The sequence below is a fragment of the Neisseria dentiae genome (assembly GCF_014055005.1).
GTDB lineage: Bacteria > Pseudomonadota > Gammaproteobacteria > Burkholderiales > Neisseriaceae > Neisseria > Neisseria dentiae.
Genome location: NZ_CP059570.1, coordinates 2,437,146 through 2,459,700, shown reverse-complemented (window position 1 = coordinate 2,459,700; position 22,555 = coordinate 2,437,146). Strand labels below are relative to the sequence as shown.

The 22,555-nt window shown below is 52.3% G+C and carries 20 protein-coding genes; 11 read left to right on the top strand and 9 right to left on the bottom strand.

Annotation, left to right across the window (positions count from 1 at the left end; genetic code table 11):
* Positions 1–149: 149 nt before the first annotated feature.
* Positions 150–1,487, bottom strand: a complete 1,338-nt coding sequence (locus H3L92_RS11515) for an MFS transporter (RefSeq protein ID WP_085365274.1) — start codon at positions 1,485–1,487, stop codon at positions 150–152.
* A 282-nt stretch (positions 1,488–1,769) separates the two neighbouring features.
* On the opposite strand from H3L92_RS11515, the gene H3L92_RS11510 reads away from it, so the two are divergent.
* Positions 1,770–2,114: a hypothetical protein gene (locus H3L92_RS11510; protein ID WP_176579719.1), complete on the top strand. Its 345-nt coding sequence runs from the start codon at positions 1,770–1,772 to the stop codon at positions 2,112–2,114.
* A gap of 67 nt (positions 2,115–2,181) precedes the next feature.
* On the opposite strand, the gene H3L92_RS11505 is transcribed toward H3L92_RS11510, so the two are convergent.
* Entirely contained in the window at positions 2,182–2,655 is a 474-nt protein-coding gene (locus H3L92_RS11505) for a CYTH domain-containing protein (protein WP_085365276.1), read from the bottom strand.
* A gap of 22 nt (positions 2,656–2,677) precedes the next feature.
* Positions 2,678–3,100 (bottom strand): CopD family protein, encoded by a 423-nt coding sequence (locus tag H3L92_RS11500; RefSeq protein ID WP_085365277.1) that lies wholly within the window; start codon positions 3,098–3,100, stop codon positions 2,678–2,680.
* Positions 3,101–3,227: 127 nt separating this feature from the next.
* Between H3L92_RS11500 and H3L92_RS11495 the strand changes: the two genes are divergently transcribed.
* The 5 genes from H3L92_RS11495 (at position 3,228) to efeB (ending at position 7,796) form a co-directional block, all read left to right on the top strand.
* Complete coding sequence (locus H3L92_RS11495) at positions 3,228–3,521, top strand: hypothetical protein (RefSeq protein ID WP_085365278.1); 294 nt, start codon at positions 3,228–3,230, stop codon at positions 3,519–3,521.
* A 221-nt stretch (positions 3,522–3,742) separates the two neighbouring features.
* A complete protein-coding gene (gene efeU / locus H3L92_RS11490) occupies positions 3,743–4,537 on the top strand; it encodes an iron uptake transporter permease EfeU (protein WP_115336242.1) in 795 nt (264 codons plus the stop codon).
* A gap of 41 nt (positions 4,538–4,578) precedes the next feature.
* The gene (efeO, locus tag H3L92_RS11485) at positions 4,579–5,748 is read left to right on the top strand and encodes an iron uptake system protein EfeO (protein WP_085365280.1); all 1,170 of its coding nucleotides are present in this window, start codon (positions 4,579–4,581) and stop codon (positions 5,746–5,748) included.
* 76 nt (positions 5,749–5,824) lie between these two features.
* Positions 5,825–6,478 carry a class I SAM-dependent methyltransferase gene (locus H3L92_RS11480; protein ID WP_085365281.1) on the top strand — a complete coding sequence of 218 codons (654 nt, stop codon included), beginning with the start codon at positions 5,825–5,827 and terminating at the stop codon, positions 6,476–6,478.
* Positions 6,479–6,521: 43 nt separating this feature from the next.
* Complete coding sequence (efeB, locus tag H3L92_RS11475) at positions 6,522–7,796, top strand: iron uptake transporter deferrochelatase/peroxidase subunit (protein ID WP_085365282.1); 1,275 nt, start codon at positions 6,522–6,524, stop codon at positions 7,794–7,796.
* A 162-nt stretch (positions 7,797–7,958) separates the two neighbouring features.
* Here the strand turns inward: efeB and H3L92_RS11470 are convergent, their stop codons facing one another.
* On the bottom strand, positions 7,959–8,435 hold the full coding sequence (locus tag H3L92_RS11470; RefSeq protein WP_085365283.1) for a TlpA disulfide reductase family protein: 477 nt from the start codon (positions 8,433–8,435) through the stop codon (positions 7,959–7,961).
* A gap of 163 nt (positions 8,436–8,598) precedes the next feature.
* Here H3L92_RS11470 and arsC point away from each other — a divergent pair, with 163 nt between their 5' ends.
* The 5 genes from arsC (at position 8,599) to mltA (ending at position 14,051) form a co-directional block, all read left to right on the top strand.
* Positions 8,599–8,955, top strand: coding sequence for an arsenate reductase (glutaredoxin) (gene arsC, locus H3L92_RS11465; protein ID WP_085365284.1), 357 nt, complete (start codon positions 8,599–8,601; stop codon positions 8,953–8,955).
* 96 nt (positions 8,956–9,051) lie between these two features.
* On the top strand, positions 9,052–9,711 hold the full coding sequence (locus H3L92_RS11460) for a YdcF family protein (protein WP_085365330.1): 660 nt from the start codon (positions 9,052–9,054) through the stop codon (positions 9,709–9,711).
* A 356-nt stretch (positions 9,712–10,067) separates the two neighbouring features.
* On the top strand, positions 10,068–11,243 hold the full coding sequence (locus H3L92_RS11455) for a phosphoglycerate kinase (protein WP_085365285.1): 1,176 nt from the start codon (positions 10,068–10,070) through the stop codon (positions 11,241–11,243).
* 148 nt (positions 11,244–11,391) lie between these two features.
* Positions 11,392–12,123, top strand: coding sequence for a tRNA pseudouridine(65) synthase TruC (truC, locus tag H3L92_RS11450; RefSeq protein ID WP_085365286.1), 732 nt, complete (start codon positions 11,392–11,394; stop codon positions 12,121–12,123).
* A 581-nt stretch (positions 12,124–12,704) separates the two neighbouring features.
* Positions 12,705–14,051 carry a murein transglycosylase A gene (mltA, locus tag H3L92_RS11445; protein ID WP_085365287.1) on the top strand — a complete coding sequence of 449 codons (1,347 nt, stop codon included), beginning with the start codon at positions 12,705–12,707 and terminating at the stop codon, positions 14,049–14,051.
* A gap of 93 nt (positions 14,052–14,144) precedes the next feature.
* Here the strand turns inward: mltA and H3L92_RS11440 are convergent, their stop codons facing one another.
* The 5 genes from H3L92_RS11440 to H3L92_RS11420 all read right to left on the bottom strand — a co-directional run bounded on the left by H3L92_RS11440 (position 14,145) and on the right by H3L92_RS11420 (position 22,552).
* Entirely contained in the window at positions 14,145–17,261 is a 3,117-nt protein-coding gene (locus tag H3L92_RS11440; protein ID WP_085365331.1) for a type I restriction endonuclease subunit R, read from the bottom strand.
* Positions 17,255–18,412 (bottom strand): AAA family ATPase, encoded by a 1,158-nt coding sequence (locus tag H3L92_RS11435; protein WP_085365288.1) that lies wholly within the window; start codon positions 18,410–18,412, stop codon positions 17,255–17,257. Before H3L92_RS11435 ends, H3L92_RS11440 begins: the two co-directional genes overlap by 7 nt.
* Before the next feature lie 74 nt (positions 18,413–18,486).
* On the bottom strand, positions 18,487–19,704 hold the full coding sequence (locus H3L92_RS11430; protein WP_085365289.1) for a restriction endonuclease subunit S: 1,218 nt from the start codon (positions 19,702–19,704) through the stop codon (positions 18,487–18,489).
* 316 nt (positions 19,705–20,020) lie between these two features.
* A complete protein-coding gene (locus H3L92_RS11425) occupies positions 20,021–20,857 on the bottom strand; it encodes a BRO family protein (protein ID WP_085365290.1) in 837 nt (278 codons plus the stop codon).
* A 150-nt stretch (positions 20,858–21,007) separates the two neighbouring features.
* A complete protein-coding gene (locus H3L92_RS11420; RefSeq protein ID WP_085365291.1) occupies positions 21,008–22,552 on the bottom strand; it encodes a type I restriction-modification system subunit M in 1,545 nt (514 codons plus the stop codon).
* Positions 22,553–22,555: the final 3 nt, after the last annotated feature.

Genomic DNA, 22,555 nt, shown 5'->3' with positions numbered 1-22,555 from the left:
TAACCTTTGCAAAGCTTGAGGCCGTCTGAAAACTTTCAGACGGCCTCAAGCTTTGCAAGCCATATCGGTATTTTAAACTTCTGCCCCGTATCCGGGCTTGGCTCGGGTATGACGGCGGCCGGATATTTCAGACGGCCTTAAACCCCAAGCTAACCGGCCGGATTCTGCGTATCCTGCTGCTGCGGCGCATCCGCCTGTGCTTCGCGCGCCAGCTCTTCGGCATAGGCTTGCGCTTCGGCCTCGTCGAACGGCTTGAGTACACCGCTGTCGTTGCGCGGGTCGAGGTCGGCAATCACGGGACCGGCGGCGGCTGGCATGTTCACGTGCATACTGCGTTTGTCTTCCGGCACCGCCTGCTGCTGTTTTGCAAACACAGCCAGCAGCGCGGCAAACACAACAAAATAAGCATAAAAACCATAGCGTTCGGCCTGGTCCATCACCAAACCCAGCAATATCGGCGCCAGCATCGAACCCATGCCGTAGCTGAACAGCAGGCTGCGGCTCACTTCAACCGTGCTCATTTCGTTGGGCAGCTGGTCGTTGGCGCGCGCCACGCTCAAAGCATAAAGCGTAAACAGGCCGATGCCGAACATAAACGCCACCGCATACTGCACCCATGCGGCAGTGATGCCCGCCAGCATCAGCCCGATGCCCGCCGCCGCACCTGCGGCCGACACCAGCGAACAGGCCAAAATGGCGGCGCGGCGGCCGTAGCGATCGGAAAGTTTCGCCACCGGCAGCTGCGCGGCGAAACCCATCACCATCGCCGTCATCAGGTAAAACGAAATCTGCCGCACGTCAAAACCCTGCTTGAGCAGAAACACCGATGCCATCGTGAAAAAACCGTTCATCAGCAAACCCGCCGTAAAACTGCCCACCAGCGCCAACGGCGCGATAGCAAACAGGCGCGGCAGGCTGATGCGCTGGCGCGGCGGCAGCTCGGGCGCATGCAGCCGCGTGAGTGCCACCGGCAGCATGGCCGCCATCACCATCATCGCCGAAACCGTGAAGATTTCGTTGCTGGAAAGTTTGAAGCTCAACAGCGCGATACCGGCGGTGAACGAGATGTAATACACCACGTTATACAAAGCCAGCACCTTCGCCCGCGCCGCCGCGGTGCTGCGCTCGGCAAACCAGCTTTCCACAATCATCAGCAGGCTGTAATAGCAGAAACCCAGCACCACCCGCAGCGCGCCCCACACCCACAGATTGTCGGTCATCAAATGCCCCAGCGCCGCAATGGCAAACACCGCGCCAAACACGCTGAAGCTGCGGATATGCCCCACGCCCGACACCACGCGGTGCGCGGCCACCGCGCTTAACGCCGCGCCCACGAAGAAAGCGGCATTCAACACGCCGATGGCGGTGTTGTTCACACCCATTTGCGAAAGCTCCACACCCGCCGAGTTGAGAAACAGGCCGAAACCGGCAAACAGAAAAAATACCGAGAAAAAGAGCGCGTTGAATTTGTCGGATTGGGTGGTCATTCTGAAGGCTTTCGCATGGGTTGGAGGGCGGATTATACGGCGGGCGTGGTATATCCGGTTCAAAAAACGGGCAGGGCAAAACACGGTTTTCAGACGGCCCCGGGGTTTATTCACACATTCCCGCATTTAACGTCATATTTTTACACAATTTCTCAAAACAGCGGTTTTATTTCGTTAATCTGTTATTTATTAACCCGCCCTTAACCGTATGCCGAAAAACTCTCGCACTGGCCCGCCGTCAAACTACAGCTTATGAACAGATAAACCGAACCGAAAGGATGAATGATGAAAAAAACCGCTTTAACTTTCGCCGCTCTGGCCGCTGCCGCCGCTTCTTTTGCCTCTGCCGAAAATATGCCGCAAACCGGCGGCGAGCAGGGCGCGTTCCCCGGCTTGCAGGAAGTGCAATACCAAGGCGTGAAATTGTCTGCCAAAAAAGACGACCGCACGAAATTTGTTTATGTGGCCGACAGCGTAACCCCCGCACCGGCCGCCCCCGCTGCGCCGGCACCCGCTCCCGTTGATCCGATGGCCGCACCGGCCGGCGAACCCGCCCCCGCCGCCGCGCCTGCCGAAGGCACGCCGGTAGCACCGCTGCCGCAAGACCCCGCTGCCGCCCAACCGTAATACGCGCCGCATTAAACCGAGGCCGTCTGAAAAGTTTTCAGACGGCCTTTGTTTTTTGCGGCAAACCCTAACGCCCGCCCCACTCCGAATACGGATGTTTGCTCAGATAAGCATTGGTAAACTTGCCGTCAGAAGTGATTTCCTCGCCCAACCATTCCGGCTTGGCAAACGCCGCATCTTCGTTCGGCAATTCCAGCTCCGCCACGATTAACGGCGCGTTTTCGCCGAAATATTCGTCGATTTCAAACACAAAACCCCGATAGTCGATTTTATAACGCCGCTTTTCGAGCTTAAACGGACACATGGTCTGCATCATCGTTTCGGCGTGCGGCAGCGGGATTTCATATTCGAACTCGCTGCGGGCAACATCCGAAATATAGCCTTTGAGCGTGAGCCACGCACGGTTGCCGATGATGCGCACGCGTATGGTGCGCTCTTTTTCCACGCTCAGATAACCCTGCCGCATGGTTTCCGGCTCGCCCGCCAGCGCGCGCCAATTGTTGTTTTTTAAAAGGAAACGGCGTTCGATTTCGATAGTCATGTTTTTCAGACGGCCTCAACGGTTAAAACGGTTTGAACACCACCAAATACAGCGCGGCAACCATAATCACTACAGGGATTTCGTTAAACACGCGGAACCATTTGTGCGAATAGCGGTTGCGGTTGTCTTGAAAATCAAGCAGCAGGCGGTAGCAATAAAAATGATAGCCCAACAGCACCACGCCCAGCGTTACTTTGGTGTGCACCCAACCCATGCCCCACCAGCCGGTAACAAACGGAATCACAAAGCCTGTCAGCACCGCACCGATGCCCAGCGGCGTCATAAACTTAAACAAACGCTCGGCCATGCCCAACAGGCGCAAGTATTCGCCGCGGTTGCCCGCCTCGACTTGGGCGAGGTTCACATAAATGCGCGGCAGGTAAAACAGCCCGGCAAACCACGAAATAATGAAAAACACATGCAGCAGTTTGAACCACAAATACATTTCAGACGGCCTTTGGAAAATAACCGACATATTGTAGCCCTAAAAACCGGCCAAATAGTTAAGATTTGTTTAAAAAGCCATTATTTTTGCTAAAATGGCGCCGCATTTTACGGAAAGGAAAACCCAAATGATCAAACAATTCGAAATCCACGGTGGCGTGAAAAAAGAGCTGCAAGCCTATCTCGACGGCCAAAACACCGATTTGAAAACCGCGATGGACAATGAAGCGCTCAACCGCAACGTAGCCGCGATTATCCACAACGGCCTGCCCGCCATGGTGCGCAAAATCTACCCGCTCGAAAAAATGCAAACGTTTTTTTGGGAAAAGAAAGACTTAATGGTCGAATTCGTTGCCGCCCGCCTGGCCGCCGCCGATAAAAAGCCCAAAGGCAGCAAAAACACCAATCAAAAAAAACGCTGAATCACCCCCGTTTTCAGGCCGGTTTCGGCCCGAATCCAAATAACACAAACCACCAATCTGAAGATTAAAGGCCGTCTGAAATAGTTTCAGACGGCCTTTAATCTTTTTAATTATTCAACAAATTTTAGAAAATAAAAACTATTTGCATTAATATTAAAACAGGAATATAACTCAACCATCTACCGGCAAGAATATGTTAAGCCTATATCGCTTTTCTGATTATGTTGCGCGAAGGCATCGAAGCCGCGCTGATTGTGGGCATTGTGGCGGGTTTCCTGCACCAGTCGGGCAACGGCCGCCTGATGCCGAAAGTGTGGCTCGGTGTGGTTGCGGCAGCCCTGATGTGCTTGGGCCTGGGGTTGGCCATCCACACCGCCACCGGCGAGATTCCGCAAAAGCAGCAGGAATTGGTGGTGGGCGTTATCGGCTTGGTGGCGGTGGCCATGCTCACCTATATGGTGCTGTGGATGAAAAAAGCCGCCCGTTCGATGAAGCGGCAGCTTGAAGATTCGGTTCAGACGGCCCTAAACAAAGGCGGCAGCGGCTGGGCGCTGGTGGGCATGGCGTTTTTGGCGGTGGCGCGCGAAGGTTTGGAGAGCGTGTTTTTTCTGCTCGCCGTGTTCCAGCAAAGCCCCTCGTGGCGTATGCCCGCCGGCGCGGTGGCGGGTTTGCTGGCGGCCGTTGCCGTCGGCGCGCTGGTTTACCGCGGCGGTATGCGCTTGAACCTGGCCAAGTTTTTCCGCATCACCGGCGCGTTTCTGATTGTAGTGGCCGCAGGGCTTCTGGCCGGTTCGCTGCGCGCGCTGCACGAAGCGGGCGTGTGGAACCGCCTGCAAACCATTGTGTTCGACATTTCCCATATCCTGCATGAAGACAGCCCGCTGGGTGTGCTGCTCGGCGGCTTTTTCGGCTACACCGACCACCCCACGCAGGGCGAAGTGCTGGTGTGGCTGCTGTATCTGGTTCCCGTGATGTATTGGTTTCTGCGCGACGGCAAACCGGCGGTTTCCCAATAGCGAATCAAAATAATTTCTTTCAACAGAAAAGAGGTATCGATATGAAACAAAAAAACATTCTTGCTTTGTCCGTGTTGTTGGCGTTCGCTTTGGCAGGCTGCCAGCCGCCCGAAGCCGAGCAAACCGCCGCTGCGTCCGGCACATCGGCCGCGCCCGCCGTCAATGCCGACGGCTCGGTCAACGTGGCCGTGAACGATGCCGCCTGCGAACCGATGGAATTGAGCGTGCCCAGCGGCAAAGTGGTGTTCAACATCAAAAACAACAGCGGCCGCAAGCTAGAATGGGAAATTCTGAAAGGCGTGATGGTGGTGGACGAACGTGAAAACATCGCCCCCGGCCTCGGCGATAAAATGACCGTTACCCTCTTGCCCGGCGAATATGCCATGACCTGCGGCCTCTTAAACAACCCGCGCGGCAAGCTCACCGTAACCGACAGCGGCTTCAAGCAGGCGGGCGGCGAAGCCGATTTGACCAAACTCGCCCAGCCGTTGGCCGACTATAAAACCTATGTTCAGGCCGAAGCCAAAGAGTTGGTTGCCAAAACCACCGCTTTCGTTGCCGCCGTCAAAGCGGGCGAAGTGGAAAAAGCCAAATCGCTGTTTGCCGACACCCGCACCCACTACGAACGCATAGAGCCGATTGCCGAACTGTTCAACGAACTCGACCCCGCCATCGATGCGCGTGAAGACGACTACAAACAAGGCCCGAAAGACCCGGAATTCACCGGCTTCCACCGCATCGAACACGCCTTGTGGGTTGAAAAATCCACCGACGGCGTGAAAGAAACAGCCGGCAAACTCGAAGCCGACGTGAAAAAACTGCAAGCCGAAATCGACGCGCTCACCTTCCCGCCGAGCAAGGTTGTGGGCGGTGCCGCCGTGCTGATGGAAGAAGTGGCCGCCACCAAAATCAGCGGCGAAGAAGACCGTTACAGCCACACCGATTTGAGCGACTTCCAGGCCAATGTTGACGGCTCGCAGAAAATCGTCGAGCTGTTCCGCCCGATGATTGCCGAGAAAAATCAGGCGCTGCTCGATAAAACCGATGCCAATTTCAAGCAGATTAATGAAATTCTGGCGAAATACAAAACCGCAAACGGCTTTGAAACCTACGACAAACTCAGCGAAGCCGACCGCAAAACCCTGCAAGCCCCGATTAACGCCTTGGCCGAAGATTTGGCGCAACTGCGCGGTACTTTGGGTTTGAACTGATTTTTGTTTGATCCAACCTTTTCAGACGGCCTTTAAAGCAGCTTGAGGCCGTCTGAAACAGAGATCAGCCCGCATCATGGATTTAACACCCAAACAAACCGCTGCCCAACTGCGCTGCCCGCACGGCAAGGAAGCCGCGGCTTTCGGGCAGATAATGAACCTGCGCAATCTCGCGCAGATTTCGGCCTGCCTCGAAACCTTGCAAATCCGCGCAGGCAGCCAACTGCTGGAAATCGGTTGCGGCAACGGCGGCCTCTTGGGCTGGATATTGTCGCAAAACGAAAACCTTCACTACACCGGTTTGGAGGTTTCCGAAGCCATGCATCGAGAAGCCTGCGGATTTAACCAAGCATTCATCGAAGCAGGTTTGGCGCAATACTGCCTGTACGGCGGCGGTAAGCTGCCTTTTTCAGACGGCCGTTTCGATATGCTGTTCAGTGTCAACACCGTTTACTTCTGGCCCGATCCCGCCGGAATGTTGGCCGAATGCGCCCGCGTGTTGAAACGCGGCGGCAGAATGTGCCTGAGTTTTTGCGAAAGAGCCTTTATGGAAACGCTGCCGTTTGCCGCCTACGGCTTTTCTCTCTATAACGCCGCCGATATCCGTGCCGTTGCCGCCCCGCTGCCGCTTAAAACCGTAGCCGAAACCCGCCGCAGCGATTGGGCGGTAAGCAAAAGCAACGGCTTGGTGCAGCGCGAAACCGTGCACCTGCTGTTTGAAAAACGATAAGGCCGTCTGAAACCAACCGCCGCCAAATAAACAAGGAAAAACCATGCCGGACAACCAACCGCCCGCCCAACCCGGAAAACGCACCCTGTTGAAAACCGCCGCCGCCGCAGGCGCAGCCGGCATTGCCGCCGCCGCAGGCGGATTCGTGTGGGGCGAAAAACAGGGCAAAACCAAACAGGAAACCGTGCAACAGCAGCATTCCCAACAAAGCTACCCCTGCTACGGCACGCATCAGGCGGGCATCACCACCCCGCACCAGCAGTTCGGCATCATGGCCGCGTTTGATGCGGCGGTGAAAAACGCCAAAGAGCTGGAATACCTGTTCCGCGTTCTCACTTCGCGCATCGAATTTCTCACCCAAGGCGGCGAATTGAACGACGGCGACGCCAAACTGCCGCCCGCCGGCAGCGGCATACTCGGCAAAACCGTCCGCCCCGACGGCCTCACCGTTACCATCGGCGTGGGCGCCGGCCTGTTCGACCAACGCTTCGGCCTGGCAGACAAAAAGCCCAAACATTTGCAGGAAATGAAAAAATTCCCCAACGACCGCCTCCAACCCGAATGGTGCGACGGCGACATCAGCATCCAGATTTGCGCCTTTACCCCCGAAACCTGCCAAAACGCCCTGCGCGACATCATCAAACATACCGCCCAACTGCTCACCACCCGCTGGAGCATCGACGGCTTTCTGCCCAAAACCGAGCCGGGCACCGCCGCCCGCAACCTGTTCGGCTTTCGCGACGGCAGCGCCAACCCGAACGTGCAAGACTCTGAAATTGCCGGTGAGGTATTGTGGACGGGCATCGCCGCCAACAGCTCGGACGAACCCGCATGGGCGAAAAACGGCAGCTATCAGGCCGTGCGGCTGATCCGCCATTTCGTTGAGTTTTGGGACAGAACTCCGCTGCAAGAGCAGGAAGCCATTTTCGGGCGCGAAAAATACAGCGGCGCCCCGTTGGGCATGAAAAAAGAGCACGACACCCCCGATTACGCGCGCGACCCGGAGGGCAAAACTATCCCCAAAGACAGCCATATGCGCCTGGCCAACCCGCGCAACCCCGAATTTCTCAAAAAACACCGGCTTTTCAGACGGCCTTTCAACTACTCGCGCGGTCTGGCCAAAAACGGCCAACTGGATGTGGGGCTGGTGTTTATCTGCTATCAGGCCAACCTTGCCGACGGCTTTATCTTCGTGCAGAAACTGCTTGATTTCGAGCCGCTCGAAGAATACATCAGCCCGTTCGGCGGCGGCTATTTCTTCGTTTTGCCCGGCGTTGAAAAAGGCGGGTTTTTCGGGCAGGGGCTGTTGTTGGGCTGATGCCGTCTGAAAAACAAACGCTTCAGTGAATCCGCTTAAGAAAAAGTACACGCGTCATACTCTGGCCTGATCCGAGTATCTCCGTTTCCTAAAAATTTCTGAAACCCAAAAAAATACTCGGGCCAAGCCCGAGTATGATGATATTGTTACCAAACAAGTGGTTTAACGATAACCGCATTTCGCCCGCGCCTTGGCCAACGCCTGATCGAGCTTTGCCGCCGTAACCTCGCCCAAAACCGTTTGTTTATAAGCGCATTTCGGCGCTTCCACCACCGTAAAGGGCAGGCCGCCCACGGTGTTGCCCAAACCTTTCATAAAACTGCGGCTGTCGTTGCCGGTGTAGCGCCAAACCGGGTAGGCCACCGGCGTTTGTTTGAGGAATTTGGCGATGTTTTCGCGGCTGTCGAGTGCGATGCCCACCATATCCACGCTGCCTTTTTTCTGCTTTTGATACCATGCCGACATGGCCGGCATTTCTTTGCGGCAGGGCGCGCACCAGGTTGCCCACAGGTTGATGATGCGCACGGGCGCTTTGAGCGACGCGGTGTGCTGCGGCGCGCTGCCGTCCCAGCTTTGCAGTTCGGCGGCGGCGGCGGTGCCGCACACGGCGGCCAGTAACAGGGCGGATAAAATTTTCATAAGTATTTCCCGTTTTCAAAACCATTTCGGCAGCATTGTAACCTTTCAGACGGCCTATTTGCTTTTTCCTGCCAACTTTATGATTTCACTCAAAATGCGGCTGGAACAACGCGTAAAGATTGGTTTACAATCAGAAAAACCGTTCAAATGTTAAGGAACTGCCATGCTGAAAACCGTTACACTCTACCATAACAACCGTTGCAGCAAATCCCGCGCCGCCCTTTCGCTGCTCAACGTGCGCGGCATAGACACCGAAGTGGTGAATTATCTCGACACCCCGCCTTCGCTCGAAGAGCTGCAAAGCATTTTCGCCAAGCTCGGCGCCGATTCGCCCCGCAGCATGATGCGCGTGAAAGATGCGCTCTACCGCGAACTGGGGCTGGACAACCCCGCTCTGGGCAACGACGATCTGCTCAAAGCCATCGCCGAGCACCCCGCGCTTTTAGAACGGCCGATTGTGGTGGCGGGCGATAAAGCAGCGGTAGGCAGACCGCTGGAAAACATCGAAGCCTTGCTGTAAAAACCACCCTTTCAAACGGCCTGCCGTTTGAACCGCAAAGGCCGTCTGAAAAACCCGCCGGCTTTCGCCAACCTGAAAAACCAACCCGCAAACCCTATGCACACACCCGCCCTACGCAGCCGCAACGGCCTACGCTACCACTTTCTGCACGGCTTGGTTTTAAGCCTGCTGCTGGTGGCGTTTGCATTCGCCTGCTGCGTGTGGTCGGTTTACCGCACCGGCAACCAAACCCTGCCCACCTATGTGCACGCCGATGCCGCCGTGGTGTTGGGTGCGGCCGCATGGGACAAACGCCCCTCACCCGTGTTTCAAGAGCGCATCAACCACGGCATCGCCCTTTACCAGAGCGGGCGCGTGGAAAAACTGGTGTTCACCGGCGGCACCCCCAAAAAAGGCTTTATGACCGAAGCCGAAGTCGGCCGCCGCTACGCCCTCAAACAAGGCGTGCCCGCGCGCGACATCCTGTTTGAAAACAAATCGCGCAACACCTATGAAAACCTGTATAACGTGCGCCCGCTGCTGCGCACCAACGGCATCGGCACCATCATCATCGTCAGCGACCCCTACCACACCGCCCGCGCCGCCGCCATTGCCAAAGATTTGGATTTGAACGCCTACACCTCGGGCACGCCCACCACCCGTTACAGCGAATCGCGCAAAAAAACCAAGTTTTTATTGCAGGAAAGCTATGCGCTGTTTCTCTATTATTTCGAGCGTTGGGGCAACAGCGTGCTGGCGTTTTTCGGCTTGAGATAACCGCAGCGCACGGCCCGCAGCCTTTTCAGACGGCCTGAAATTTTTGCAAACCGCTTAGGCCGTCTGAAATGCTTAAACCCGTCATTCCCGCGTAGGCGGGAATCCAGACGCTTGGCATTCAAGTATTTGTTTAATCAATACTTCAATATTTCCATCTGGATTCCCGCCTACGCGGGAATGACGATAATTTGGATGTTTCAGACGGCCTAAGCGGTTTGCAAAGGTCTTGGCCTTTTTCATGTAACCCCCTGTAATCATGACGCAAATCAAGCCCGCAACCGCAGCGGCTTTACCCCAAACCGCTCTTCGCGCATAATAAACCCCGATTTTTCCCATTCTCCGCAAAGGAAACCGACATGGCATTTTTGAAACTCACCGAACAAAACGTGCAGGGCAAAACCGTATTGATCCGCGCCGACATGAACGTGCCGTTTAAAGACGGCAAAATCAGCGACGACACCCGCATCCGTGCTTCGCTCGCCTCGATTCGATACTGCCTGGACAACGGCGCGGCGGTGATTGTGATGTCGCACCTGGGCCGCCCCACCGAAGGCGAATTCCACCCCGAAGACGACGTCGCCCCCGTAGCCGCCCATTTGGGCGGCCTCTTGGGCAAAGAAGTGAAAGTGCTCAACGACTGGCGCGACAACAAGCCCGCGCTCAAAGCCGGCGAAATCGCCATGCTGCAAAACGTGCGCATCAACAAAGGCGAAAAGAAAAACGATTTGGAGCTGGGCAAAGCCTATGCCGCCCTGTGCGACGTGTTTGTGAACGACGCCTTCGGCACCGCGCACCGCGCCCAGGCTTCCACCGAAGCCGTTGCCCAAGCCGCACCCGTGGCCTGCGCCGGCGTGCTGATGGCGGGCGAACTCGATGCCTTGGGCAAAGCCCTCAAAGCCCCCGCCCGCCCGCTGGCCGCGATTGTGGCCGGCAGCAAAGTTTCCACCAAGCTCACCATTCTCGAAAGCCTGGCCGACAAGGTTGACCAATTAATCGTGGGCGGCGGCATCGCCAACACCTTCCTGCTGGCCGCCGGCAAGCCCATCGGCAAATCGCTGGCCGAACACGATTTGGTGGAAGAATCCAAAAAAATCATGGAAAAAATGGCCGCCAAAGGCGGCAGCGTGCCCCTGCCCACCGATGTGGTGGTGGCCAAAGCCTTCGCCGCCGACGCAGAAGCCACCGTTAAAGCCATCGACGACGTGGCCGAAGACGACATGATTCTCGACATCGGCCCCCAATCCGCCGCCGCGCTGGCCGCCGCCCTGAAACAGGCCGGCACCATCGTGTGGAACGGCCCCGTGGGCGTGTTTGAGTTCGACCAATTCGCCGGCGGCACCGAAGTGCTGGCCAAAGCCATCGCCGAAAGCCCCGCCTTCTCGATTGCCGGCGGCGGCGACACGCTGGCGGCGATTGCCAAATTCGGCGTAACCGACCAAATCAGCTATATTTCCACCGGCGGCGGCGCTTTCTTGGAATTCTTGGAAGGCAAAGAGCTGCCCGCCGTGGCCGTGCTCGAAAAACGCGCTTAAGCTGCGTTTGAACGCAAGCAGGCCGTCTGAAAGGTTTCAGACGGCCTGCTATCTTTATTATTCCCTCTCCTGTGGGAGAGGGCAAAGAAGGCGGATATTTCAGAAACATCTGTTTTAAAATGCCGGTGTGAATCTTGAAAACCCGACCATGCTCGAAATCCTCTACCGCGACAGCCTCTGCATCGCCGTCAACAAACCCGCCGGCATGCTGGTGCACAGAAGCTGGCTCGACAGCCGCGAAACCGTATTCGTGATGCAGACCCTGCGCAACCAAACCGGCTGCCATGTGTTCCCCGTCCACCGTCTCGACCGCCCCACCTCGGGCGTTTTACTGTTTGCCTTCAACAAAGAAAGCGCCCGCGCCCTCACGCAGCAGTTCGAGCAAAAAAACGTGCAAAAACGCTATTGGGCGGTGGTGCGCGGCCATTTGTGCGGCAGCGGCCACATCGACTACCCGCTCAAAGAAGAGGCCGACAAAATCGCCGACCCTTTCGCCGACCCCGGCAAACCCGCCCAAAACGCCGTTACCGACTACCGCTGCCTCGCCCTCACCGAGCAGCCCTTCCAATCGGCCAAACGCTACGCCACTTCGCGCTATTCGTGGCTGGAACTCACCCCGCACACCGGCCGCAAACACCAGCTGCGCCGCCACCTGAAACACATTTTCCACCCCATCGTGGGCGACACCACCCACGGCGACAACGCCCAAAACCGCGCCGTGGCCGAACACACCGGCGCCACCCGCCTGCTTTTGCACGCACGCGAACTGGTGTTCCAAAGCCCCGAAAACGGCCAAACCGTTACCGTGCGCGCCGATGCAGGCGAACAATGGCAGCGGGTGGCCGAAGCTTTCGGCTGGGCGGGTTTGCCGGTGAGATAACGATACAAAATCAGTTTGGAAGCTTGGCAAATCATGCCGGCATTTTCAAACCTCTACGTCATGCTTTAGCTGGGCAAAGTGTTCCGGATATTATTGTTTTGCTGCCTGAAAAGTCATTTCACCGGCCGCTTATTCCCTCTCCCGTGGGAGAGGGTTAGGGAGAGGGCTTGGCGGGTTTTAACCAACTGTTTTCCGGACAGCAGGCGTTTGGCCCTCTCCCCGGCTCTCCCCCACAGGGGAGGGAGCGCGGTTGCCGTTAGGTTTCGAATAACCGGCAATACCATGCGTTTGGGTTTATTGGGTGCTGCAAATATCAAGCCATACCCGGGTCAAGCCTGAGTATGGCGACGATTGGGTTTTCAGACGGCCTGCGGCAACATACAAAGCATGCAAAGATTGCCACTTCCAAAATCTAGCCCTTTGATTCTATGTTAGAATGCCACCGTTTCTGCTTCGGGGCAGGCCGAAAACCGCTTAAACGGGGAACCGCGCAGCGGCAAAAATGTCTGTCTTATTCCGAACTTTTTAAAACCACGCCGTCTGAAACCCGCCGTTTCAGACGGCCTTATCACACAACACATATGAACCGCAAAACCTTTTACCGCATCGCCCTGTTGGGCATCACCGCCGCCGTTTTAGCCGCCTGCGGCACCAAAAAAAGCAAGCCCGGGCCAAGTGTGCCGCCGGTGCAGCAACCGCCCGCCCCGCCGGTAACGCAGGGCCGGCCGCTGCCCGCCGGCATGCCTTCGCCGCAAGGTTTCGTGCACACCCCCGGCGGCGGTGCCAGCTACAAAGTCGTGCCCCACAGCGCCATGCCGCAATGGAACGAGCAAAACTTCGCCGACAGCCTGCGCTCGTTCCGCCTCGGCTGCGAAAAACTGCAAGCACAGCAAAACTGGCGCAACGTGTGCGCCCAAGCCGCGCAAACGCCCTATAAAAACGCCGAAGCCAAAGCCTTTTTCGAGCAATATTTCACCCCGTGGCAGGTAAGCGCCAACGGCAATTTGGGCGGCACCATCACCGGCTATTACGAACCCGTGCTCTTGGGCGACTCGAAAAGCACCGGCAAAGCCCGCTTTCCCATCTACGGCATTCCCAACGACTTCATTTCGGTCGATCTGCCCGCCAACCTGCGCAACAGCAAAAGCACCGTGCGCATCCGCCAAACCGGCCCCAACAAAGGCGTGATCGATGCCAACGGCCCATATTCGGCCAATCTCGGCCAGTTCCCCGTCAGCGAGCGCACCCGCGCCCTGAAAGGCCGTTTCGCAGGCAGCCGCTTCGTGCCGTATTACACCCGCGCCCAGATTAACGGCGGCGCGCTCGACGGCAAAGCGCCGGTATTGGGCTACGCCGAAGACCCGGTGGAATTGTTTTTCCTGCACATCCAAGGCTCCGGCCGTCTGAAAACCCCCGAAGGCAAATATATCCGCGTGGGCTATGCCGACAAAAACGAATACCCCTACGTTTCGATAGGCCGCTACATGGCCGACAAAGGCTACCTGCCGCTGGCGCAAACCACCATGCAGGGCATCAAAGAATATATGCGCCGCAACCCGCAGAAACTGGCCGAAGTGTTGGGGCAAAACCCCAGCTACGTATTCTTCCGCCCGCTGCCCGGCAATGACGACGGCCCCGTCGGCGCACTCGGCACCCCGCTGATGGGCCAATATGCCGGCGCCATCGACCGCCACTACATCACGCTGGGCGCACCGCTGTTCGTGGCCACCGTCCACCCCGCCAACAACTACGCCCTCAACCGCCTGATTATGGCGCAAGACACCGGCAGCGCAATTAAAGGCGCGGTGCGGGTGGATTATTTCTGGGGCTACGGCGACGAAGCCGGTGCAGTGGCGGGCAAACAGAAACACAGGGGCTATGTGTGGCAGCTGCTGCCCAACGGCGTGATGCCCGAATACCGCCCTTAAGGTTGCGGATCGATTAACTGATAAAGGCCGTCTGAAATATTTTCAGACGGCCTTAAAATTTAAAATAACAAATACTTACAAAATTTCGGCTTCTTATGAAATATCTCCCCCCGCTTCTTTAAATTTCTCCACAAACGCAGCGATTTTCTCAAAAACACTTTGTTTTTTGGTCAAATACTGTGGATTAAGTGGACTCATTTTCGGCAAGACCGCATTTAAATCCGCGCCGTTTTCGCTGACATATTTGCGTTTTAATGAAACGGTGATATAGCGTTTGGCCGCTTCTTCGTTCAGATTTTCCGATGCAATCAGCTCTGCTGCTTCGCGCTGCTGCTCGCGTTGGGCAAATTGGTAAAACTGCTCCATAAGCCCCGCTTTGTCGGGAATATCGTCCAAATCCGTTTGATTGATAAAATCCACAATCAGGCTTTCTTTGGCACGGTGGCCGATACTGGCGCGGATAATGCGCCGGATTTCTTCCGTTAATTCGCTTTTGTTTTTGATTTTTTTATTGTGTTCGAAAATCAACTCTAAAATATAGTCCAAATTGATTTCCTGAGATTTGAGCAAATCCACTTCGAAAACTACGTCATCCCAATTGATGGCGGATTGCGCGGTTTCATTGCCTGCTTTTTCACGGCGCAGCCATTCCCTGATATCGTTATAGGCCGAGCGGTAATCCTGAATTACCCGCGCACCGGGGATTTTCACCGCCTGCATAGCTTGCAGGTCTTCGTCGGTCAGATAATATTTTTCTTTGAATGCTTCAACCGCCGCATGGTCTCCCGTATCCAACTGCTGAAATGCCTGTAAGGCGGCGAACTCATCATAGTTTTGCAAAATATGGTCTGCGCGCAGAAATTCACCGAACAGCTTGGCAAAATCGCGTTTGTCTTTTTCGGTAACGATATTGCCGGGATCAGGAAAACGCTGCTGCAATTCCGCCGCCACTTCCAGATAGCCCCTGCGGGCTTCGCCGGTTTGTGCATCGGTGTAGCCTTCCATGTATTCCTGATAACTTTTTTCCAGCACCACGTTTCGGGTTTGGCTGTTGCCGAACAAAGTGATGGCATCAACCGTTGCCTGCTCCAAATCGCGGAAGGTAACAATATTGCCGAAAGTTTTAGTAGCGTTGTGGATACGGTTGGTGCGCGAATAGGCTTGCAGCAGGCCGTGATAGCGCAGGTTTTTATCGACAAACAAAGTATTGAGCGTTGGCGCATCGAAGCCGGTTAGAAACATGCCCACCACGATCAGCAAGTCCACTTCCTGATTTTTTACCCGCAGGGAAAGGTCGCGGTAATAGTTTTGAAACGCTTGGCTTTCCACGCTGTAATTGGTTCGAAAAGCCGCGTTGTAATCTTGAATCGCATAAGCCAGAAACTCTTTGGCGCTGGCATCCATCGCCGAAATTTCAAAACCTTCGTCGGCAATATCGCCGACAGCGTTTTGTTCTTCATTGGCTGCAAAAGAAAAAATCGTGGCAATCTTTAAAGGCTGCGCGGCATCTTGTTGCAACTGTTTCAAAGCTTCGTAATACAGCTTGGCCGCTTCCACACTACTCACGGCAAACATGGCATTGAAGCCTTTGCCCGAAGCATTGAGACGGTGGGTTTTCTGTTTGAAACAGTTGAGAATATATTGCGAGATTTCTCGGATGCGCTCGGGATGCAGCAGCGCCTGCCGGTTTTCGGCCGCACTTAATTTCTGCTCGTCGGTTTCCTGTTCCAACGATTTGAACTGCGGGCGCACATCGTTATAATCCACCTTGAATTTCAGCACTTTTTCATCACGGATGGCATCGGTAATCACATAAGAATGCAATTGCGTGCCGAACACGCTTTGTGTGGTTTCCGCGCCCAATGCGTTTTCGGGGAAAATCGGCGTGCCGGTAAAACCGAACTGATAAAATTTTTTAAACTTTTTCTTCAGATTTTTTTGTGCTTCGCCAAACTGGGAGCGGTGGCATTCGTCAAAAATAAACACCACCTGCTGTTGATAAACCGGCAAGCTCTCTTCACTTTTCATCAGGTTATTGAGCTTCTGGATGGTGGTAACAATAATTTTATTGTCGTCTTTTTCCAGATTGCGCTTCAGCCCCGCCGTGCTGTCCGAACCGTTGGCACTATCAGGCGAAAACCGCTGATATTCCTTCATCGTTTGATAATCGAGGTCTTTGCGGTCGACCACAAAAAACACTTTATCGATAAATTCCAGCCCGGTGGCCAAACGCGCCGCCTTGAAGCTGGTTAAGGTTTTACCCGAGCCGGTGGTGTGCCAGATATAACCGCCGCTTTTTTCTGCCGCATCGCGGTTACCCCAGTTTTTCGATTGGAAGGAACCGCGTATTTTCCACAAAATCCGTTCGGCGGCGGCAATCTGGTAAGGCCGCATGATCAACAGGTTATTGCCGGTATCAAACACCGAATAATGCAGCAGCACTTTCAGCAAAGTGTTTTTCTGAAAAAACGTGGCAGTAAAATCTTTCAAATCCTTAATCGGCGAATTATCGGATTTCGCCCAATTCATCGTAAATTCAAAACTATTTTTATCACGCTGCGTGGTATTGGCGAAATAACGCGTATCGGTACCGTTGGAAATCACGAATATTTGCAGATATTTAAACAGTGAGTTTTCCGCATTAAAACTTTCCTTCGTGTAGCGGTGCACCTGATTAAACGCCTCGCGCACCGCCACGCCGCGTTTCTTCAATTCGATCTGCACCAAAGGCAGGCCGTTTACCAACACAGTAACATCATAGCGGTTGGCGTAAACGCCCTGCTGCTCAAACTGATTGATTACCTGCAAGCGGTTATGCGCCGGATTTTTCTTGTCGACCAAATAAATATTGCGGATTTGCCCGTTATCAAACACAAAATCATAAATATGGTCGTGATGGATTTTGCGGGTTTTATCAATGATGTTTTCAGACGGCCTATCGATATACTCGTCTAACAGCCGCTGCCATTCGCCGTCTGAAAACTCCACATGATTCAGATTCTGCAAAGATTCGCGCAGATTGGCCAACAGCTTTTCGCGGCTGTTCAAATCCTTGCGGTATTCATAGCCCTGATTCTGCAAATCGGCGATTAATTCGCGTTCCAAATCGCTTTCGGTTTGATAGCCCGCGCCGGATTGGTCGATTTTTTCATATTGGTCGAGCACGATAAAATGATCGGTTTCGGCGATGGGGCGGGTTTCAATCATGATGCGTTTCCTGAATTCCAAAAGTGATAATTGTCTGTCAGATGAGTTAAAAGAAATTTTACAGTTTGTTTTTCCGGCTCTGTCGGCTCGGCAACAACCTCATTAGATAATGTTGAATGGCTGGTAAATTGGATAATTCGTTTGTAATACGCCGTTTTATCATCAGGTAAAAGCTCAGACCATCTGGGATAACCTAAAAAATTAGCTGTTTTTTCATAGAGATTACGCAATATCATAAAATTATATTTTTGAATGCCATTATTTTCGATAGCTTCTTCAATCATTTGCTTTAAAAACAGATGATATGAAAAACTTTTATTAGAGTCTCCCTGCTTCTCTTCCAAGTCGAATGTTCCATCCTCATTGCGTTTTAAAATATAACCGTTTCTCAGCTGAAGCTCATTATAGAGAACATTGTAGAATAAAGGATTATGAGTGGTAACCAAGAATTTTACCTTTTGTTCGGGGCAATTCTTAACCAACTGCGCCACATTGACTGCAAGCTCAATCAAATGATTTTCATCCAACGAACTGACAGGATCATCAATAAAAATACATTCCAAATCATTAAATTGGTCTGTTGAGCGCTCACTGGGTTCTGCAATCTGCAATTCTTCGATTACCTGATTCAATAAAGTATAAAACACACTCCAAATAAAATTGCTCTCTTCTCCCTTGGAAATTTTTATGTAATTTTCAGGCGTATCATCGCCACGCGTAAAAGAGAAAGTTACTTCTGAAAAGGCTGGAATGGTTATTTCACGCCCATGATCATCGTGAGTTTTATATTCCTTATTAAAACTCGGAGTCAGCTTCTCGTCTGTATAATGCTGGAAATTACTGATAACTTGTTGTTCCAAGCCTTGTTCTTCAAAAATCCAACGAGTAAATGAATTGGGCTGTATTTTCAGTTTTGGCTCAGCATCTCGATTCAAATCATTGTCCCAATAAAATAAATCCTCAGTAAAGGCATTGTAATAAAGAATTTTTTTACGGGTTTCCCCTACCTCATCATTTTCTTCTTTGGGCGCTACCAAATTTTGAAAAGCCTTGGATAAACGCGTTTTTCCTGTGCCATTAAAGGCATAAACCAATTGGACTTTCTTCTCTGAATTCTTAAGTTCCTGAGCAATTTCAGTAAGCGTTTTCGCCATATTTTTCTCTACAATATTTTTCAGACGGCCTAAATTTTTTCAGACAAGCATTAAGGATAATGCCTGTCTGAAACTCAAGCGGCAGGCGCAAAGTTGAGCAGTTGTTCGCGGTAATATTCATATTGCCGGCGGCGCAAGGCGATTTCGCACGGCAAGCCGTCTGAAATGGATTGGGTAAGGGTGTCGAACTGATCCAGAATGGCAACGATTTTGGCTTGGATTTCTAGGGGCGGGATGGGAATTTCAAATTTTAAAAAATTCTCGGATTTAACACGAATTACTTTAGTGCCCTGCGCATATTTTTCTTTGAATTTTTGAAATTTTTCGGTTTGCAGCATATAAGTTAGATACTTGGTATTGAGTTCTTTGCTTGGGCGAAATACAAACATATCGCCTGAAAAAACAATCTCCCCACCAAGCCAGCCAACAGGTGTCATTACGTCTTCAACATTTTCACTTGTTCCTGCAATCAATACATCGCCATATTGTGCTTTTTTCAACCTTTTTGCCAATTCTGGAGACACAAAAGACTTGGTTTCTGCCGCAAATGTACCGTAGTGGGTATAAATCTGACCGTAATGCACGGCTGGCACGCCTATCTCAGTAAAGTCTTTTTTCTGCATACCATTTCCGCGAATAAGCACCCCCACCTCCCCCAACGTTTTCCACGCCACATCTTTCAGGCAGTCAGGATAAAGTTTAGCTATTACCCCCCCCCCGCGATTGTCAAAATCTAACAGCGCATTGCGGTAATATTCATATTGTCTGCGGCGTTGGGATAGTTCCGCTTCCAGCGTAGCTTCCAGCGTAGCTTCCAGCTTGGTCATTTTGTCAAGTATTTTTACGATTTTTTGCTGGGTTTCTAAAGGTGGGATTGGTATAGCCACTTTTTCTAATGCACTTTGTGATAATGCAGGAATACCAGCACCATATTGACTATCCATAAAACTACGTTCATTATTTTTTAAAAAATGATATAAATAACGATTGATAATATTTGAGTGGGGTAGAACATAGTAACAGTGAGCATTAGCCCAAAAAGGTACTTTAATAAAATTAACAAAACCAGCAGACGCTCCACCTTGACTAATAATAATTGTATCTGCTTCAACATTAAAATTGTCTGTATAACCAGAATGTCCTTTTCCTCCATTATAAGCAGGATATAAGCCTTGATCTTTTAGCTCTGTCTTATTTAATTGTTTGCCTTTTTTAATTTGGCATACTTCCCCCAGCGTCTTCCACTCCACCTTTTCCGCCTGAATCATTTGCAGTAAGTTTTGTTGAATCATCCTGTTGTCCTTAAATATAGTGAATTCAAATAAAAACTCCGAAATGAAATAACTGCATTCAAACTTGCAATTGGGCGATATGCTAAAGAATCGTTTTACCCTACTTCGGCATTCTTATTTTAATCCACTATAACTTTAGAGGCTGCCTGAAACCGTTTTCAGACGGCCTATATGCTTATCGTTTTGGTTCTGCCTATGCGGCAATATCTTCCGCCGCCGCCCGAATGATGATGTTGCCGGCCAGCCGTAGGTCGGGCATAAATGCCCGACCTACGAATTGTCGTGTACTGTAAGGCTGTCTGAAAGCGTATGAACTTTATGACTTGCTTTTCTTTTCCGGCAGCTTGCGTAATGTTTTGGCATTGTCGCTGGTAATCACGCTTTTGCCGGTTTGTTTTTCCAATTCCTGCCGCGCCACTTTGGCAACATTGCCGCCTTGTTGCGCTATCTGTTTGCTTTGTGCAAAAGTTTCAGGATTAACGGCTTGGGAAATATCTTTGGTTGACGCTTCGGCAAGCATGTTTAAAATCAGTTCAGTGCTGGTCATATTGTCGCGCAGATTCTGTTTTTTTAATCCTTTGTGTTGCTTGTATTCTTTAACGGTTTTCCCCGACCAAGCTTGGCTGATGATATTGGTTAAAACGGCGAATTGCTGATCATGTACGCCGACACGCTGCCATTCGTCGGTAAGCTCTTTGCGGATTTCTATGCTTTTCAGCCGTTGGTTAATCCAATCATCGGAATAGCCGAGGTTGCGGTAATCCTGCAAAGCTTGCCGAATGCCTAGCTCCGGATCTTGAATCTGATTCAGGCGTTCGCTGCCTGTTTGCGCCAGCCATAGTTTGACCGGCTCGGCTTTAGGGCTGGGAACAGACTGGATAAGGCGCAAAAGCTGCTCTGTATCAGCAACATCGGTCAGCCGTTGTTTGCCGTCCGCAGCAAGCATTTTCAACCGGTTACAATTTGTAACCGTTTCATTTCCTTCTTTCAACAATCTGTTTTTTAATACTTTCCAATAATTTCGCGCACTTTGATAATCCTGCTGTTCGGTTAAAACAGCAATAATATCCACAATGGAGAAATACCATTTTTCTTGTTCGTCATCCCAATGCGAACGGATTTCTTGTTGTTCAAATAATCGGATATTTGTCATTTTAGTATTCCATGGTGTTTGTTTTCAGGCCGTCTGAAACCGTTTTCAGACGGCCTTGATTTACCCGGTGTTTTAAGTTATGCCGATATTCTATTCGGGCTGCTGCTGTTTTTTGCCTTCGGTGCGGTAAGTCGGAATATTTGGCACAGTTCAGGCTTCCAGCTCGGCAATAATCTCGTCAATGCTTTGGCGCAATTCGTCAATTTTGGCCACGGTGGCTTTAATCTCGGCATTGAGTGCGGCAATATCGACGATTTCGCGGGTGTCTTCCGCTTCTACATAGCTGCTGACGGAAAGGTTGTAATCGTTGGCGGCAATGGTGCTGTTTTCCACCGATTGGGCAAGATGGGGCACGTTAGCTTTATCGGCAAAGAGTTGGATGATCCGGTCGATGTGTTCGTCGGTGAGAATGTTGTTGTTGGTTTCTTTTTTGAAAAGCTTACCGGCATCGATAAATTGGGTTTTGCTGTCGGTTTTGCCTTTGGACAACACCAGGATGTTGACGGCGATACTGGTGCCGTAAAAAAGATTGGGTGCGAGTGCAATCACGGTTTCGACATAATTGTTGTCAACCAGATATTGGCGGATTTTCTGCTCCGCACCGCCACGGTAGAAAATGCCGGGAAAAGAAACGATGGCGGCGCGGCCGCGGGTGGAAAGGTAATTTAAAGCGTGCAGGATAAAGGCAAAGTCGGCTTTGGATTTGGGCGGCAGAATGCCGGCGGGGGCAAAACGCTCGTCGTTAATCAGAGTGGGGTCGTCGCTGCCCATCCATTTCACGGAATAAGGCGGATTGGATACGATGGCATCAAAGGGTTTGCCGTCTTTTAATTTGGGGTTGAGTAGGGTATCGCCCAATTCGATATGGAATTTATCGTAGTTGATGTTGTGCAGAAACATGTTCATGCGGGCAAGATTGTAGGTGGTGTGGTTGATTTCCTGCCCGAAAAAGCCTTCTTCGATCATGTGTTCGTCAAACTGCTTTTTGGCCTGCAACAGCAGGCTGCCCGAGCCGCAGGCCGGGTCGTAGATTTTGTTGATGCGGGTTTGCCCATATGTGGCGAGTTTGGCAATCAGTTTGGAAACGTGTTGCGGGGTGAAGAATTCGCCACCCGATTTGCCGGCGTTGGCGGCGTAGTTGGAAATCAGAAATTCGTAGGCATCACCGAACAGGTCGATCTGGTTGTCTTCGAATTTGCCGAAATCCAAATCTGCCACACCTTTCAACACGGCGGCCAAGCGTTTGTTTTTTTCGGCAACGGTGTTGCCTAGGCGGTTGGATGTGGTATCGAAATCGGCGAACAGGCCTTTGATGTCGTGTTCGGACGGGTAGCCGTTGGCGGAGCTTTCGATTGCATCAAAAATAGCTTTTAAATCGGTGTTGAGCTGCTCGTTTTGATGCGCTTTGGCGGCAACGTTTTTAAAAAGCTGGTCGGGATAGATGAAATAGCCTTTGGTTTTGACGGTATCTTCTTTAATTTGGCTGAGAATCGGGCTGTTTTCGGGAAAGGTTGAATAATCGACACTTTCGTCGCCTTGTTCGATATAGGCGGCGAAATTTTCGCTGATAAAACGGTAAAACAGCGCACCTAAAACATATTGCTTGAAATCCCAACCGTCAACCGAACCGCGCACATCGTTGGCAATCTGCCAGATGCGGCGTTGTAATTCTGCTCGTTGCTGGATGCCGGTCATGGT

Bases quoted from the DNA above. Each gene is read 5' to 3' on its own strand.
- H3L92_RS11435 (WP_085365288.1), bottom strand. From the start codon at position 18,412: ATGGCGAAAACGCTTACTGAAATTGCTCAGGAACTTAAGAATTCAGAG.
- H3L92_RS11460 (WP_085365330.1), top strand. From the start codon at position 9,052: ATGCACACACCCGCCCTACGCAGCCGCAACGGCCTACGCTACCACTTT.
- H3L92_RS11470 (WP_085365283.1), bottom strand. From the start codon at position 8,435: ATGAAAATTTTATCCGCCCTGTTACTGGCCGCCGTGTGCGGCACCGCC.
- efeB (WP_085365282.1), top strand. From the start codon at position 6,522: ATGCCGGACAACCAACCGCCCGCCCAACCCGGAAAACGCACCCTGTTG.
- H3L92_RS11455 (WP_085365285.1), top strand. From the start codon at position 10,068: ATGGCATTTTTGAAACTCACCGAACAAAACGTGCAGGGCAAAACCGTA.
- H3L92_RS11430 (WP_085365289.1), bottom strand. From the start codon at position 19,704: ATGATTCAACAAAACTTACTGCAAATGATTCAGGCGGAAAAGGTGGAG.
- mltA (WP_085365287.1), top strand. From the start codon at position 12,705: ATGAACCGCAAAACCTTTTACCGCATCGCCCTGTTGGGCATCACCGCC.
- H3L92_RS11505 (WP_085365276.1), bottom strand. From the start codon at position 2,655: ATGACTATCGAAATCGAACGCCGTTTCCTTTTAAAAAACAACAATTGG.
- H3L92_RS11510 (WP_176579719.1), top strand. From the start codon at position 1,770: ATGATGAAAAAAACCGCTTTAACTTTCGCCGCTCTGGCCGCTGCCGCC.
- efeO (WP_085365280.1), top strand. From the start codon at position 4,579: ATGAAACAAAAAAACATTCTTGCTTTGTCCGTGTTGTTGGCGTTCGCT.
- truC (WP_085365286.1), top strand. From the start codon at position 11,392: ATGCTCGAAATCCTCTACCGCGACAGCCTCTGCATCGCCGTCAACAAA.
- H3L92_RS11420 (WP_085365291.1), bottom strand. From the start codon at position 22,552: ATGACCGGCATCCAGCAACGAGCAGAATTACAACGCCGCATCTGGCAG.
- H3L92_RS11500 (WP_085365277.1), bottom strand. From the start codon at position 3,100: ATGTATTTGTGGTTCAAACTGCTGCATGTGTTTTTCATTATTTCGTGG.
- H3L92_RS11495 (WP_085365278.1), top strand. From the start codon at position 3,228: ATGATCAAACAATTCGAAATCCACGGTGGCGTGAAAAAAGAGCTGCAA.
- H3L92_RS11480 (WP_085365281.1), top strand. From the start codon at position 5,825: ATGGATTTAACACCCAAACAAACCGCTGCCCAACTGCGCTGCCCGCAC.
- H3L92_RS11425 (WP_085365290.1), bottom strand. From the start codon at position 20,857: ATGACAAATATCCGATTATTTGAACAACAAGAAATCCGTTCGCATTGG.
- H3L92_RS11515 (WP_085365274.1), bottom strand. From the start codon at position 1,487: ATGACCACCCAATCCGACAAATTCAACGCGCTCTTTTTCTCGGTATTT.
- efeU (WP_115336242.1), top strand. From the start codon at position 3,743: ATGTTGCGCGAAGGCATCGAAGCCGCGCTGATTGTGGGCATTGTGGCG.
- arsC (WP_085365284.1), top strand. From the start codon at position 8,599: ATGCTGAAAACCGTTACACTCTACCATAACAACCGTTGCAGCAAATCC.